Raw genomic sequence first — 13,781 nt, forward strand, 5'->3', positions numbered from 1 at the left:
ATCAGGTTTTCAACACCGTGAGCAAGTCTGTTTCCAGCAGCATGAGTGATTTCTGCTTGGCCAGCACTTCTCCCTGAATCATGAAAGTATCTTCCGCACGCTCGCCCAGGGTGGAAATTTTGGCAGCATTGATGTTTACATGATGCTGATGCAGTACCTGGGCGATGGCTGAGAGCAGCCCGGGCCGGTCGCCTGCAACAATGCCCAATATGTAAAATATGCCCTTTTCATCCGGGCGCAAGGTGATTTCCGGGGCGATGGGAAAGTGCTTGAGGTGACGGCTGATACGTCCCAAGCCTGCCCGCTGGGGCAGGCTTTTGGTTTCCAGCAACTTTGCCAATTCGTGTTCGATATAACTCAAAAAATCCCGGTACGGCACTTTGCGCTGCGCGTCATCCATCACCAGAAAACTGTCCAGCGCATGGCCATTGCGGGTGGTATGAATTTTCGCATCCAGAATGGTGTAGTTGAGTCGCTCGAAAAAACCGCAGATGCGCACGAACAACTGATCCCAGTCCGGAGAATAAATCAGCACCTGAACACCTTCACCAATCGGGCTCAGCCTGGCCCGCACTATAGTTTTGGCGCTATCCGCAAGTTTCCACAGCAGCCGCGTATGCCAGGCTATTTCCTGCGCTTCGTGGCGCAGGAAATAGCTGTCATCCAGACTTTCCCACAGCACGTCCTGCACATTCGCTTCCAGTCCATACAAACGTAAAATACGCTGCGCCTCTGCCTTGACCGCAGCGATGCCACTGGGTTGAGAGTTGTCGCTACCCAGCAAGCGCCGCGTAGCGTAGAACAAATCTTCCAGTAGCTTGCCTTTCCAGGCATTCCACACTTTGGGACTGGTACCGCGAATATCGCACACCGTCAGCAGATAGAGCGCGATCAAATGCCGCTCATCAGGTATCCGCCTGGCAAATCCTGCAATCACGCCAGCATCCGACAAATCCTGCTTCTGCGCCGTAGCCGACATGGACAAGTGCTGTGATACCAGCCAGGCGACCAGTTCTGTATCGTCGGCAGCCAATCCATGCTGGCGGCAAAAACGCCGCGCATCCACCGCACCCAGGGTCGAATGATCACCCCCGCGTCCTTTGGCGATATCGTGAAATAGTGCCGCCAGATACAACACCTCAGGGTGTTCAAAGCCGCTGATCAAGCGGCTGGCCAGCGGGTATTCATGCGCCAGTTCTGGAATATTGAGGCGACGCATATTGCGCAATACTTTAAGGATGTGTGCATCGACCGTGTAGATATGAAACAAGTCGTGCTGCATTTGCCCTACCACGCGCCCGAACGCCGGGATATAACGCCCCAGCACACCATAGCGGTTCATGCTGCGCATCGCCCAAGTCAGGCCGCGCGGCTCGCGCAGAATCGCAATGAAACGTGCGCGATTGGCCGGGTCACGCCGGAATGCCGGATCGATACGATCGCGTGCCCGCCACAAAGCGCGCAAAGTCCCTGCTGTCATGCCCTGCAATTCAGGATGGCGCTGCAACAGAAGGAAACATTCCAGTATGGTGCCGGGTTCACGTTCGAACACACCCTCGTCCATCGCTTCCATCATGTTGCCGCGTACCTGAAAACGCTCATTCAACACGGTAGGCGGCAGTTCGGCCAAAACAGGAAATACTCGCGCACGCAGACCGGGGATCAGAATATCGCGCATCTGGGCGACGATCGTGACACTGCGATAATAGTGCTGCATGAGCAGTTCGCTGGCACGCCGCGTGGCCGATGCGGAAATGCCGAATTGCACCGCCAGGGCATTCTGATAATCGAACAGCAAACGATCTTCACGCCGCCCGGCAAGATAGTGCAAACGAAAGCGCAAGCCAAACAGGAACCGCTCCAGCGCCTGGATCTGGCGCAATTCACCCGCGTTCAACAAGCCCGCTTCAACGAGGTCGCTCCAGCGCCGCCCGATACCCGCAGCCTGCGCCAGCCACAGCAGATTATGCAAGTCACGCAGGCCGCCCGGACTTTCCTTGAGATTAGGCTCCAGACTGTAGGCACTGTCATTGAAACGCGCATGGCGCTGGTCCTGCTCCAGCAGTTTGGCTTCAAAAAACACCTGCGGGTCGAGTTCGGCACGGAATGCCAACTCGAAATCCCGGTACAGACTGCGCTCGCCACATAAATAGCGAGCCTCCAGCAGATTGGTCTGCACCGTCACATCACGGCGCGCCTCATCCAGACACTCCGTCACGGTGCGCACGCTGTGCCCGACTTCCAGACCAATATCCCAGAACAAGCCAACAAGATGCTCAATCGCAGCTTGGGTAGCAGGATCAGGATTGGCTTCAAGCAGGATCAACACATCCACGTCAGAATGCGGAAACAGATCGCCTCGGCCATAGCCGCCGACCGCTACCAGAGAGGCCGTTGCGGGTAGCTGTACCGCCGTCCATAGCGATTGCAGCACCTCATCTACAAGGCGCCGGTAGCGCATCAGTAAAGGCCGCGTCGCTACCTTGCCGTCAAAAGCGTGCCTGATAGCATCGCGCCCGAGACGCAGGGTTTCTCGCCAACCACGCGGATCAAGACTGTTCACAACCTGAGGTGAACTGGCTTTCATAAATCAACAATAAGAGTACTAATCAGGCGGCTTGTGACAAAAAATCCGGAACCGGCGGCGTACCGGCAGAGACAGTGAGCACTTCGTAACCGCTCTCGGTAACCAGCACGGTATGCTCCCATTGCGCAGACAGACTATGATCTTTGGTGACAATCGTCCAACCATCATTCATCTGGCGAATGTCGCGTCGGCCAGCATTGATCATCGGCTCGATGGTAAAAGTCATTCCGGTCACCAGCTTCAATCCGGTTCCGGGACGACCGTAATGGAGTACCTGTGGCTCTTCGTGGAACCCGCGGCCTATGCCGTGTCCGCAAAATTCGCGTACCACGCTGCAACCCTGCGATTCAGCAAATTTCTGGATAGCGTGACCGATATCCCCCAGATAAACGCCTGGACGAACCATGGCAATGCCATGCCACATTGCCTGGTAGGTAATCTCGCACAGGCGCCGCGCCTGGATAGTCGGCTCACCCACATAGAACATGCGGCTGGTATCACCGTGCCATCCATCCTTGATGACAGTGACGTCGATATTAACGATATCGCCAGACTTAAGCAGCTTGTCGCCAGGCACGCCGTGACACACCTGATGGTTGACCGATGTGCAAATAGAGCGCGGATACGGCTTATGCCCATGCGGGGCATAATTGAGCGGCGCCGGAATGGTGCCCTGCACATTGACCATATAATCGTGACACAATCGATCGAGCTCGCCGGTCGTTACTCCGGGTTTGACGAACGGTGTGATGTAATCCAGAACTTCAGATGCCAGACGGCCGGCAATCTGCATTTTTTCGATGTCGCTGGGAGATTTGATGCTAACGGACATATGCGCTTGATAGAACAAAAAAAACAGTATCGAGCATAGTGGATTGGCCATGCCCGGTCAATCCAGACGTGTAATAGCGCTTGACAAAAACCCCTCCACCATTACAATGCGCATCTCGTTGACGCGGGAATAGCTCAGTTGGTAGAGCGATACCTTGCCAAGGTATAGGTCGCGAGTTCGAGTCTCGTTTCCCGCTCCAGAACACCGGGGAAAGCTTCCAGCTTTCCCCTTTTAATTTTAGTTGGATATAGCGTTTCCAACTGATTTCAGCGCTAGTGACATCAAGCACCCCTGGCGGGGTGGCAGAGTGGTTATGCAGCGGCCTGCAAAGCCGTGGACGCCGGTTCGATTCCGACCCCCGCCTCCATTCCGCCCGGATGGTGGAACAGGTAGACACAAGGGACTTAAAATCCCTCGCCCTAAACGGCGTGCCGGTTCGATTCCGGCTCCGGGCACCATCCGGCTTTGCCCTGCACTGCTTGCCAAACACTTTCAAATCACCCCCTTTGCTGATATAATGCGCGGCTTGTTATGGGCTCTGGCCCATTTTTTGTTTGTGGAATGTGAATGACCCTAGAAACGCTGCTGGAAACGACGCTCAATGGCCTTGGCTACGAGTTGGTGGATATGTCCATGTCTGCAAAAAGCGGATTGTTGCGCGTATTTATCGACAAGCAGGGTGGCATTACGCTGGATGACTGCACCGCAGTTAGCAATCACCTGTCCAACTTGCTGGTGGTTGAAAACATTGCTTATGAGCATCTTGAAGTATCGTCGCCGGGCTTGGATCGTCCATTGAAAAAGCTGGATGATTTTCGTCGTTTTGCTGGAGAAAAAGTGCAGATCAAGCTGCGCATGGCAATTGCCGGGCAACGCAGGTTTGCCGGGATAATTCGTGGTGCCAGTGCGACGCAAATTGAATTGGACGTGGACGGGCAGGCTGTCATGCTGGATTTTTCCAACATGGATACAGCGCGCCTGGTTCCCGATCTGTAATTATAAAATAGGTTGGCCGGAGGTTTTTGATGAGCCGCGAGATTTTGTTACTGGTAGACGCGCTGGCCAGGGAAAAGAACGTCAGTAAGGAAATAGTGTTCAGCGCTCTGGAAATGGCGCTGGCATCTGCCACCAAAAAACGCTTCCATGAAGACGTGGAAACGCGCGTGTCAATTGACCGTGAAACCGGTAACTACGATTCGTTTCGCGTGTGGGAAGTGGTGGCTGACGACGCGATGGAATTTCCCGATCGTCAGATTGGCCTGTCCGAGGCGCAGCAACAGCAGCCGGACATTCAACTCGGAAACTTCATTGAAGAGATGCTGGAGCCAATCGAGTTTGGCCGTATCGGTGCACAGGCAGCCAAGCAGGTGATCCTGCAGAAAATTCGCGACGCTGAGCGCGAACAGATTCTCAACGACTTTCTGCTGCGCAAGGAGTATCTGGTCACCGGTACCATCAAGCGTATGGAACGCGGCAGCGCCATTATTGAGTCGGGCCGTATTGAAGGCCTGTTACCGCGCGACCAGATGATCCCCAAGGAAAACCTGCGCGTGGGCGATCGCGTACGTGCCTACTTGCTGCGCGTGGAGCGCGGTGGCCGTGGTCCACAACTCATCCTGTCGCGTACTGCGCCGGAATTCATCGCCAAATTGTTTGAACTGGAAGTACCGGAAATCGAGGAAGGCCTGCTTGAAGTCAAAGGTGCCGCACGCGACCCCGGTGCCCGTGCCAAAATTGCGGTCAAATCCAACGACCCGCGCATCGACCCGATCGGCACTTGCGTCGGCATGCGCGGCTCACGCGTGCAGGCCGTCACCGGCGAGTTGGCAGGCGAACGTGTGGACATCATCCTGTGGTCGCCCGAAGCAGCCCAGTTTGTCATCAATGCGCTGGCACCAGCGGAAGTCAGCAGCATTGTGGTGGATGAAGACAAACACAGCATGGACGTCGTGCTGGAGGAAGAACAGCTGGCACAGGCCATTGGCCGCAGCGGCCAGAATGTGCGCCTTGCCTCTGAACTCACCGGCTGGGAACTCAACATCATGACGGTGGAGGAAGCCCAGCAGAAAAATGAGAGTGAAGCGACTTCCATCCGTACGCTGTTTATTGACAAGCTCGACGTAGACGAAGAAATTTCTGACATCCTGGTACAGGAAGGCTTCAGTTCGGTCGAAGAAGTTGCCTACGTGCCCATTAATGAAATGCTGGAGATCGAAGGTTTCGACGAGGATCTGGTCAACGAGTTGCGTGCACGTGCTCGTAACGCCCTGCTGACTGAAGCCATTGCCAGCGAAGAAAAGGTCGAGCATGTTGCCGATGACATGATGTCGCTCGAAGGCATGGACAACGAAACCTTGCGCGCACTGGCTGCCAAAGGCATTACCACTTCGGAAGATCTCGCTGAACTGGGGGTCGATGAACTGGTGGATATGGTAGACATGGACACCGAGCGCGCCTCCAAACTCATCATGGCGGCACGCGCCCCGTGGTTCGCATAACCCAAACGCACAGAAAGCCCTGACGGCCCATATATGAATGTAGAGCAATTCGCCCAGGAACTGAAGCTGCCCACTGAACTGCTGCTGGAACAGCTGCGCGCCGCTGGCGTAGACAAATCCAACGCCGACGACACAGTAACCGAACAGGATAAATCCGGCCTGCTTGATTATCTCAGCAAGAAACACGGTGCCAAAGAGCCAAAGAGCAAGATCACTTTGACTCGCAAGGAAACCACTGAGATCAAGAAAGCGGATAGCACGGGCAAATCCCGGACTATTCAGGTGGAAGTACGCAAAAAACGCGTACTGGTAAAGCGTGACGCGATTGTTCAGCCTGAAGAAACGTCGGCACCCTCCGCACCAGCAGCTCCTGTTGAAACCAGCCCTGCCGCACCCATCGAAACAGAAACAGCGGTTGAAGCGGTGACAGCCGAGGCAGTCATCCCGGTTGTCGAAGTTGAAACAACAGTTGCCGAAACGCCAAAAATCGACGAGACACCGTCTGTCGAAACTGAACTTGCGGAAATCGAACCTGCCATTGCCCAGCCGGAATCTGCTGAAGGCATTTCAGAAGTAGCGCCTATTGAAACAAAGTCTGAACCTGCTGCAGCCCCGGCGAAGCGTGTTCGTGCCCCAGCCGCCAAGCCTATGCTGGACGAAAAAGAAATTGCTTTGCGAGCCGAAGAAGCGCGCCGCCATTCCGCTCTGCACACGCGTCAGGCGGAAGAACTGCGCGAAAAGCAGGATCGCATCCTGCAACGCAAACTGGCGCTGGAAGCAGAGACCAAGGCTGCGGCTGAAGCCGCGCAAATAGCCGCTGCGCCCAAACCTGTCGCGACCGAGGGAACGCTGCACAAGCCCACCCCAAAACCGGGCGAAAAACCCAAGGCTGTCAAAGCGCCGACCAAAAAAGAAAAAGAATCCAGCTGGAGTGATCTGCAAGCCAAGAAGCGCGGTATCAAATCACGTGGCGACACAGGCGGTGACGCCTGGCGCAACCGCAAAGGTGGCGGACGACACAAGTCTGACGCAGATACCAACACCACTTTCAGTGCACCGACTGAACCCATCGTTTATGAGGTTTTGGTGCCGGAAACCATCAGCGTCGCCGATCTCGCCCACAAAATGTCAGTCAAGGCTGCCGAGGTCATCAAGGTATTGATGAAAATGGGCAGCATGGTCACCATTAACCAGGTTCTGGATCAGGAAACAGCCATGATCCTGGTAGAAGAAATGGGTCACGTTGCCAAGCCTGCGCCCCTCGATACCCCCGAGGCTTTCCTCGAAGCGGACGAATTGCGCGAGGTCCCCAGCCTGCCACGCGCACCTGTGGTGACTGTCATGGGTCACGTCGACCACGGCAAAACCTCTCTGCTGGATGCGATTCGCCGGGCTCGCGTAGCCAGTGGCGAAGCCGGTGGCATCACCCAGCACATCGGCGCCTATCATGTGGAAACCGCCCGCGGTATGGTGACTTTCCTGGATACCCCTGGTCATGAGGCGTTTACCGCCATGCGTGCACGCGGTGCCAAGGTGACGGACCTGGTGGTGCTAGTGGTGGCCGCTGATGACGGCGTCATGCCGCAAACCATTGAAGCCATCCACCATGCCAAGGCAGCCAATGTACCAATGGTGGTTGCAGTCAATAAAATCGACAAACCGGACGCCAATCCCGAGCGCATCCGCCAGGAACTGGTGGCGCAGGGTGTGGTGCCGGACGACTGGGGTGGTGACACCCAATTCGTCGAAGTCTCTGCCAAGGCCGGACAGAATATTGACGCGCTGCTGGAAGCCATCCTGCTGCAAGCCGAAGTACTCGAACTCAAAGCGCCGCAGGATGCCCCCGCAAAGGGCGTAATTATCGAAGCGCGTCTGGACAAGGGCCGTGGCCCAGTCGCCACGCTGCTGGTGCAGTCCGGAACACTCAAGCGCGGCGACATGCTGCTGGCGGGCAGTGTTTATGGACGCATACGCGCCATGCTGGACGAAGACGGCAAGCCGGTGCAGGAAGCCGGCCCCGCCATCCCGGTGGAAATCCAGGGTTTGTCCGATGTTCCCAAGGCGGGCGAAGACGCCATGGTATTGAATGACGAACGCAAGGCACGCGAAATCGCGCTATTCCGCCAGGGCAAGTTCCGAGATGTGCAACTCGCCAAGCGCCAGGCCGCCAAGCTCGAATCCATCATGGAGCAGATGGGCGAAGGCGAGGCCAAGCGCCTGCCGCTGATCATCAAATCCGACGTGCAGGGTTCTTACGAAGCACTCGCCACCTCGCTGCAGAAACTATCCACCAGCGAAGTCAAGGTGGACATTCTGCATGGCGGCGTGGGTGCCATCTCGGAGTCAGATGTCAATCTGGCGATGGCCTCCAAGGCCGTGATCATCGGCTTCAATACGCGTGCTGACGCCACCGCGCGCAAACTGGCCGAATCCATCGGTGTGGATATCCGCTACTACAACATCATCTACGAAGCAGTCGATGTGGTGAAGGCGGCACTGTCCGGCATGTTGACGCCCGACCAGAAAGAAAACATCACCGGCCTGGTGGAAGTGCGCGAGGTATATCACATCTCCAAAATCGGCACCGTGGCCGGTTGCTATGTGCTGGATGGCCTGGTCAAGCGCGGCGCCAAAGTGCGCATCATGCGTAACGATGAAGTTATTCATACCGGTGAACTCGACTCGCTCAAGCGTTTCAAGGACGACGTCAAGGAAGTTAAATTCGGCTTCGAATGCGGGCTTTCGGTGAAAAATTTCAACGAGCTCGAAGTCGGCGACAAGCTGGAAGCCTTTGAAGTCGTTGAAGTGGCCCGCACCCTCTGATGCCCAAGGATTTCCCCCGTTCGCGGCGCGTTGCCGACCAGATCCAGCGTGAGTTGGCCGAGATCATCCGGCTGGAACTGCAAGACCCGCGCGTCGGCATGATCACGATCACCGAAGTGGTCGCCACGCACGATCTGGAACACGCCAAGGTATTTTTTACCCTCCTCGATGGCGCTGCGCGCGCCCCGGAAGTGCAGCAGGCGCTCACTCGCGCCGCCGGTTTTTTGCGCACGCGGCTGGGGCCAAGAATGCGACTGCGGCTGACACCCCAGCTGACCTTCGTTTATGACGCTTCTGTGGAACGCGGTGCCGCCTTGTCCAATCTGATCGACAATGCGGTCGCCGAAGACCGCAGCCAACGGCCACAGCCTCCTGCTGATACCGACGCCGATTCATAATCATTACCGGCTTGCGGCAGTGCAGTTCAAACGCATCAAACGCGCCGTGAATGGCGTATTACTCCTCAACAAACCGGTCGGCATCACCTCCAATGCCGCGCTGCAAATCGCCAAGCGCCTGTTTCAGGCCGAAAAAGCCGGACATACCGGAACCCTCGATCCATTCGCAAACGGCTTGTTACCTTTGTGCCTGGGCGAGGCAACCAAATTCGCCCAATATTTGCTGGATGCCGACAAGGTCTATCGTGCCGTGATACAACTGGGTGTTACCACGACGACCGGCGATCCTGAAGGTGAAGTGCTGGACACAAGACCGGTCAACGTAACACGCACTGATCTGAATGCTGTAATTGCCCGCTTCATCGGCACCATTGAGCAAACGCCCCCCATGTATTCCGCCCTCAAACACCAGGGCAAACCGCTGTATGAATATGCGCGTGCCGGCATCGAAATCGAGCGCAAATCCCGTAGCATCCACATCCATGCCATTGAACTTTGTGCATTGGATGGCTCACAGGCAACCATAAATGTACGTTGCAGTGCCGGTACCTATATCCGCACGCTGGCCGAAGACATCGGCAAAGCACTGGGCTGCGGCGCGCATCTGACCGAACTGGCCCGTACAGCAAGCGGGGGTTTCCATCTGGATCAGGCAGTCAGTCTGGCAACGCTGGAAAATACCGATATCACTGCGCGCGACCAGCTGCTGCTACCTGTCGATGGGCTGGTTACCTATCTGCCACGCATCGAACTCAACGACACGGAATCGGCAGCCTTGCTCAAAGGCCAGCGCCAAATACTTTCTGCCTACATGCAGCTGACCGGATTGGTGCGTGCATACGACAGCCAGCACCGTTTTCTCGGACTGGTGGAACTCCAGCCCGACGGACTCGCCATAGCGCGCAGATTAATGGCCAGCAACTTGCCATGCGTACAGAATTCAGCGCAATGACTTGAGTAAAAAGCATTTTTTTGCTAGAATCCGCGCTTTCTTGAACGAAGTGCATCCCAGCCGAAGCGCTTCGCGATTGTTTTATCCAAATAGGAGAACACCATGGCTGCCACCGCAGTAGACAAAGCAAAAATCGTTGCCGAACACCAACACGCCCCGGGCGACACTGGCTCTTCCGAAGTGCAAGTTGCCCTGCTCACCGCGCGTATCAACGGCTTGACCGATCACTTCAAAGCCAATAGCAAAGATCATCACTCACGTCGTGGCCTGTTAAAAATGGTAAGCCGTCGTCGCAAATTGCTCGATTACCTGAAGCGCACCAATAACGACAGTTATCGCAATATCATTGCGACTCTGGGTCTGCGTAAATAAATACCGGGCACGCCATTATCGCCGCACCATATACCGCCCCGCCGTTACCGCGGGGCGGTTTTGTTTGATAACTAAAGGAATCCGATGAAGATTACTAAATCCTTTCAGTATGGTCGCCATACTGTCACGCTCGAAACCGGCGAAATCGCTCGTCAAGCTGGTGGCGCAGTCCTGGTCAACATGGACGACACCGTGGTGCTGGTCACCGTGGTCGGCAAACAGGAAGTCAAGGCAGGCCAGGATTTCTTCCCGCTGACTGTGGATTATCAGGAAAAAACTTACGCCGCCGGCAAGATCCCCGGTGGCTTCCTGAAACGCGAAAGCCGTCCGTCCGAGAAAGAAACGCTGGTCTCGCGCCTGATTGATCGTCCGTTGCGCCCGCTGTTTCCCGAAGCTTTTTACAACGAAGTGCAAATCATCGCCACGGTGATGTCGAGTAACCCCGAAGTGGATTCCGACATTCCTGCACTGATTGGCGCATCGGCTGCGCTAGCTATCTCGGGTATCCCGTTCGAAGGCCCGATTGGCGCCGCGCGGGTCGGTTTTATCAACAATGAATATGTGCTCAACCCGCTGGCCAGCGAGTTGCCCCAATCGGCGCTGGATCTCGTCGTTGCCGGTACCCAAAGCGCGGTACTGATGGTGGAATCCGAGGCACAACAACTATCCGAAGAAATCATGCTCGGCGCCGTGGTATACGGACATACCCAGATGCAAGTAGCCATCAACGCGATCAACGAACTGGCCGATGAAGTCAATCCTGAACCTTGGGAATGGACCGCTCCCGCAGTCAATACCGAACTGGTCGCCAAAGTCACCGAACTGGCAGAAACCGGTCTGCAGCAGGCCTACCGCATGCGCCAGAAACGTGCCCGTTCGCAAGAAATCGACGCAGTGCGCACCCGGGTGATGGAAGCATTGGTCACGGCGGATATGGGTACGCTGCAAGTCAATGAATTCAACGATGTCTTTCATAATCTGGAAGCCAAAATCGTGCGTGGCCAGATCCTGTCCGGCGAACCGCGCATCGACGGCCGTGATACCCGCACCGTACGCCCCATTACCATCCGTACCGGCGTACTGCCGCGCACCCATGGCTCCGCTCTGTTTACCCGCGGAGAAACACAGGCACTCGTGGTTTCCACGCTGGGCACCGGGCGCGACGAACAGAAAGTGGATGCGCTGCAAGGTGAGTTCAGCGACCGCTTCATGCTGCACTACAACATGCCCCCCTATGCCACTGGCGAAACCGGCCGTGTCGGCACACCCAAGCGCCGCGAAATCGGCCATGGCCGCCTCGCCAAACGTGCGTTGCTGGCGGTTCTGCCGAGCCGTGAAGAATTCGGCTATTCCATGCGCGTGGTATCGGAAATCACCGAATCCAATGGTTCTTCGTCAATGGCCTCGGTGTGCGGAGGTTGCCTGGCATTGATGGATGCGGGCGTGCCGATGAAGGCCCACGTAGCGGGTATCGCCATGGGCTTGATCAAGGACGGCAACCGCTTCGCCGTGCTCACCGATATCCTGGGCGATGAAGATCACCTCGGCGACATGGACTTCAAGGTGGCTGGTACCGAAGCGGGTGTCACCGCCCTGCAGATGGACATCAAGATTACCGGCATCACCAAGGAAATCATGAAGGTGGCGCTGGATCAGGCCAAGGAAGGCCGCCTGCACATCCTCGGCATCATGAAATCCGCCGTGGAAGCACCGCGCGTGGAGATGTCTGCCTACGCGCCGCGCATCATCACCATGAAGATCAACCCGGAAAAAATCCGCGACGTGATCGGTAAAGGCGGCGCCGTGATTCGCGCGCTGACCGAAGAAACCGGCACCCAGATTGATATTGATGAAGATGGCACCGTAAAAATCGCCTGCACCAGCAGCGAAGCCGGTGAAGCCGCCAAAAAGCGTATCGCTGAAATTACTGCTGAAGTCGAAGTCGGCAAGGCCTACGACGGTACCGTGATCAAGCTGCTTGATTTCGGCGCCATCGTCAGCGTGTTGCCAGGCAAAGACGGTTTGCTGCATATCTCCCAGATCGCCCACGAGCGTGTCAACGCAGTGAGCGAATACCTGACCGAAGGCCAGCAGGTCAAGGTCAAGGTGCTGGAGGCCGATGAGAAAGGCCGCCTGCGCCTGTCCATGAAGGCCCTGCTGGAACCACCCGTCAAGACCGAGCAAGCCGCACCTACCGAGTAAACAGGCAGGTTGATTCAGGCAATAAAAAAGCAGCCATCCGGCTGCTTTTTTATTGCCACTCAAAACCTTATCAGCTGCTGCTAAACAAACCCTGCCACCAGCGCGTGCGGTTGGCAGGCACGGCTTTGGCCTGTAGTTCGATGGGAGCAAACTGGCTCATCACCCAACCGGGCTGTACTTTTATTTTACTGGAGCCGCACGACACGCCCAGATTGCCCGGGTCGTAGATCTTGATAAAACTCGGTTGTTCGAGATCATCTGCATAAACGATACCGCAGTAGCTTTCTTCATGCTCATGCCGCAGCAACGCATCAATTTTCTGCACGAACAGGGACACCTGTTCATACGCTGCGGGTACGCTGGGTACCTCTTGCCCCACGGCATACAGATACCATCCTGCATTCATATCTACCCGCGCCCAGAATGCCGTCAATTGCTCCCACGACATCAGGCTGAACAACATACCATTCAGTTTGGATTCGAATTCGGACATTGCCGTGCTGCCCATTCAATACGGGTTTAGCGAGCGACCTGACGCTCGCGGAACTCATCGAGTGTTTTGCAATCGATACACAGGGTGGCAGTCGGACGAGCTTCCAGACGTTTCAGACCAATCTCCACGCCGCAGCCTTCGCAATAGCCGTAATCCTTGTTTTCAATCTTGGCGATGGTTTCATCGATCTTTTTGATCAGCTTGCGTTCACGATCACGGTTGCGCAGTTCCAGCGCCATGTCGGATTCCTGACTGGCACGATCATTGGGATCGGCAAACAAGGTGGCGTCTTCCTGCATGGCATGGATGGTGCCATCAATGTCCTGCGACAATTCGCCTTTCCAGCCTTCCAGGATTTTGCGAAAATGCCCGAGTTGCTTGGCACTCATATACTCCTCACCTTTTTTTGGTACGTAAGGTGTGAACTTGGTGAATTCTGTCGCCATAATAGTTACCGCTTCCAAATACTGAAAAAAGACAAACCGCTTTAATAGCAGAAATATCCCCGTAGAGCAACAAACTTCATATAAAGGCTAGACAGTGTCGTCACGTGATATGTTAAAATAGTTTTTTACATAAACTGCGGTGGACGCGAATGGCTGATGCCTATCAACGACATGACAT

The 13,781-nt window shown here is 55.7% G+C and carries 11 protein-coding genes and 3 tRNA genes; 10 read left to right on the forward strand and 4 right to left on the reverse strand.

Features of this window, described 5'->3' with window-relative positions:
- Position 1: 1 nt before the first annotated feature.
- A complete protein-coding gene (locus EI185_RS12110) occupies positions 2–2,587 on the reverse strand; it encodes a [protein-PII] uridylyltransferase (RefSeq protein WP_124705415.1) in 2,586 nt (861 codons plus the stop codon).
- A 22-nt stretch (positions 2,588–2,609) separates the two neighbouring features.
- Positions 2,610–3,419 carry a type I methionyl aminopeptidase gene (map, locus tag EI185_RS12115; protein WP_124705416.1) on the reverse strand — a complete coding sequence of 270 codons (810 nt, stop codon included), beginning with the start codon at positions 3,417–3,419 and terminating at the stop codon, positions 2,610–2,612.
- Between the two features lie 123 nt (positions 3,420–3,542).
- Here map and EI185_RS12120 point away from each other — a divergent pair.
- The 10 genes from EI185_RS12120 to pnp all read left to right on the forward strand — a co-directional run bounded on the left by EI185_RS12120 (position 3,543) and on the right by pnp (position 12,664).
- A tRNA-Gly gene (locus tag EI185_RS12120) sits at positions 3,543–3,618 on the forward strand.
- Positions 3,619–3,712: 94 nt separating this feature from the next.
- Positions 3,713–3,786, forward strand: a tRNA-Cys gene (locus EI185_RS12125).
- A 4-nt stretch (positions 3,787–3,790) separates the two neighbouring features.
- Positions 3,791–3,877, forward strand: a tRNA-Leu gene (locus EI185_RS12130).
- A gap of 109 nt (positions 3,878–3,986) precedes the next feature.
- On the forward strand, positions 3,987–4,415 hold the full coding sequence (gene rimP / locus EI185_RS12135; protein WP_124705417.1) for a ribosome maturation factor RimP: 429 nt from the start codon (positions 3,987–3,989) through the stop codon (positions 4,413–4,415).
- 29 nt (positions 4,416–4,444) lie between these two features.
- Positions 4,445–5,917, forward strand: a complete 1,473-nt coding sequence (gene nusA / locus EI185_RS12140; protein ID WP_124705418.1) for a transcription termination factor NusA — start codon at positions 4,445–4,447, stop codon at positions 5,915–5,917.
- 33 nt (positions 5,918–5,950) lie between these two features.
- Complete coding sequence (gene infB, locus EI185_RS12145; protein WP_124705419.1) at positions 5,951–8,740, forward strand: translation initiation factor IF-2; 2,790 nt, start codon at positions 5,951–5,953, stop codon at positions 8,738–8,740.
- The gene (rbfA, locus tag EI185_RS12150) at positions 8,740–9,138 is read left to right on the forward strand and encodes a 30S ribosome-binding factor RbfA (protein WP_124705420.1); all 399 of its coding nucleotides are present in this window, start codon (positions 8,740–8,742) and stop codon (positions 9,136–9,138) included. Before infB ends, rbfA begins: the two co-directional genes overlap by 1 nt.
- A 19-nt stretch (positions 9,139–9,157) precedes the next feature.
- Positions 9,158–10,090, forward strand: coding sequence for a tRNA pseudouridine(55) synthase TruB (gene truB / locus EI185_RS12155; RefSeq protein WP_124705433.1), 933 nt, complete (start codon positions 9,158–9,160; stop codon positions 10,088–10,090).
- Between the two features lie 102 nt (positions 10,091–10,192).
- Entirely contained in the window at positions 10,193–10,462 is a 270-nt protein-coding gene (gene rpsO / locus EI185_RS12160) for a 30S ribosomal protein S15 (protein ID WP_124705421.1), read from the forward strand.
- Positions 10,463–10,546: 84 nt separating this feature from the next.
- On the forward strand, positions 10,547–12,664 hold the full coding sequence (gene pnp / locus EI185_RS12165; RefSeq protein ID WP_124705422.1) for a polyribonucleotide nucleotidyltransferase: 2,118 nt from the start codon (positions 10,547–10,549) through the stop codon (positions 12,662–12,664).
- 70 nt (positions 12,665–12,734) lie between these two features.
- Here the strand turns inward: pnp and EI185_RS12170 are convergent, their stop codons facing one another.
- Positions 12,735–13,157, reverse strand: a complete 423-nt coding sequence (locus EI185_RS12170) for a hypothetical protein (protein WP_223247815.1) — start codon at positions 13,155–13,157, stop codon at positions 12,735–12,737.
- 26 nt (positions 13,158–13,183) lie between these two features.
- Positions 13,184–13,603, reverse strand: coding sequence for an RNA polymerase-binding protein DksA (gene dksA / locus EI185_RS12175; RefSeq protein WP_124705424.1), 420 nt, complete (start codon positions 13,601–13,603; stop codon positions 13,184–13,186).
- Positions 13,604–13,781 lie beyond the last annotated feature (178 nt).

The organism is Sulfuriferula multivorans, from assembly GCF_003851125.1.
In the GTDB taxonomy this organism is placed as follows: domain Bacteria; phylum Pseudomonadota; class Gammaproteobacteria; order Burkholderiales; family Sulfuriferulaceae; genus Sulfuriferula; species Sulfuriferula multivorans.

Coding starts and splice junctions, on each gene's coding strand:
- nusA (WP_124705418.1), top strand. CDS start 4,445: ATGAGCCGCGAGATTTTGTTACTGGTAGACGCGCTGGCCAGGGAAAAG.
- map (WP_124705416.1), bottom strand. CDS start 3,419: ATGTCCGTTAGCATCAAATCTCCCAGCGACATCGAAAAAATGCAGATT.
- dksA (WP_124705424.1), bottom strand. CDS start 13,603: ATGGCGACAGAATTCACCAAGTTCACACCTTACGTACCAAAAAAAGGT.
- infB (WP_124705419.1), top strand. CDS start 5,951: ATGAATGTAGAGCAATTCGCCCAGGAACTGAAGCTGCCCACTGAACTG.
- EI185_RS12170 (WP_223247815.1), bottom strand. CDS start 13,157: ATGTCCGAATTCGAATCCAAACTGAATGGTATGTTGTTCAGCCTGATG.
- rbfA (WP_124705420.1), top strand. CDS start 8,740: ATGCCCAAGGATTTCCCCCGTTCGCGGCGCGTTGCCGACCAGATCCAG.
- rpsO (WP_124705421.1), top strand. CDS start 10,193: ATGGCTGCCACCGCAGTAGACAAAGCAAAAATCGTTGCCGAACACCAA.
- pnp (WP_124705422.1), top strand. CDS start 10,547: ATGAAGATTACTAAATCCTTTCAGTATGGTCGCCATACTGTCACGCTC.
- EI185_RS12110 (WP_124705415.1), bottom strand. CDS start 2,587: ATGAAAGCCAGTTCACCTCAGGTTGTGAACAGTCTTGATCCGCGTGGT.
- rimP (WP_124705417.1), top strand. CDS start 3,987: ATGACCCTAGAAACGCTGCTGGAAACGACGCTCAATGGCCTTGGCTAC.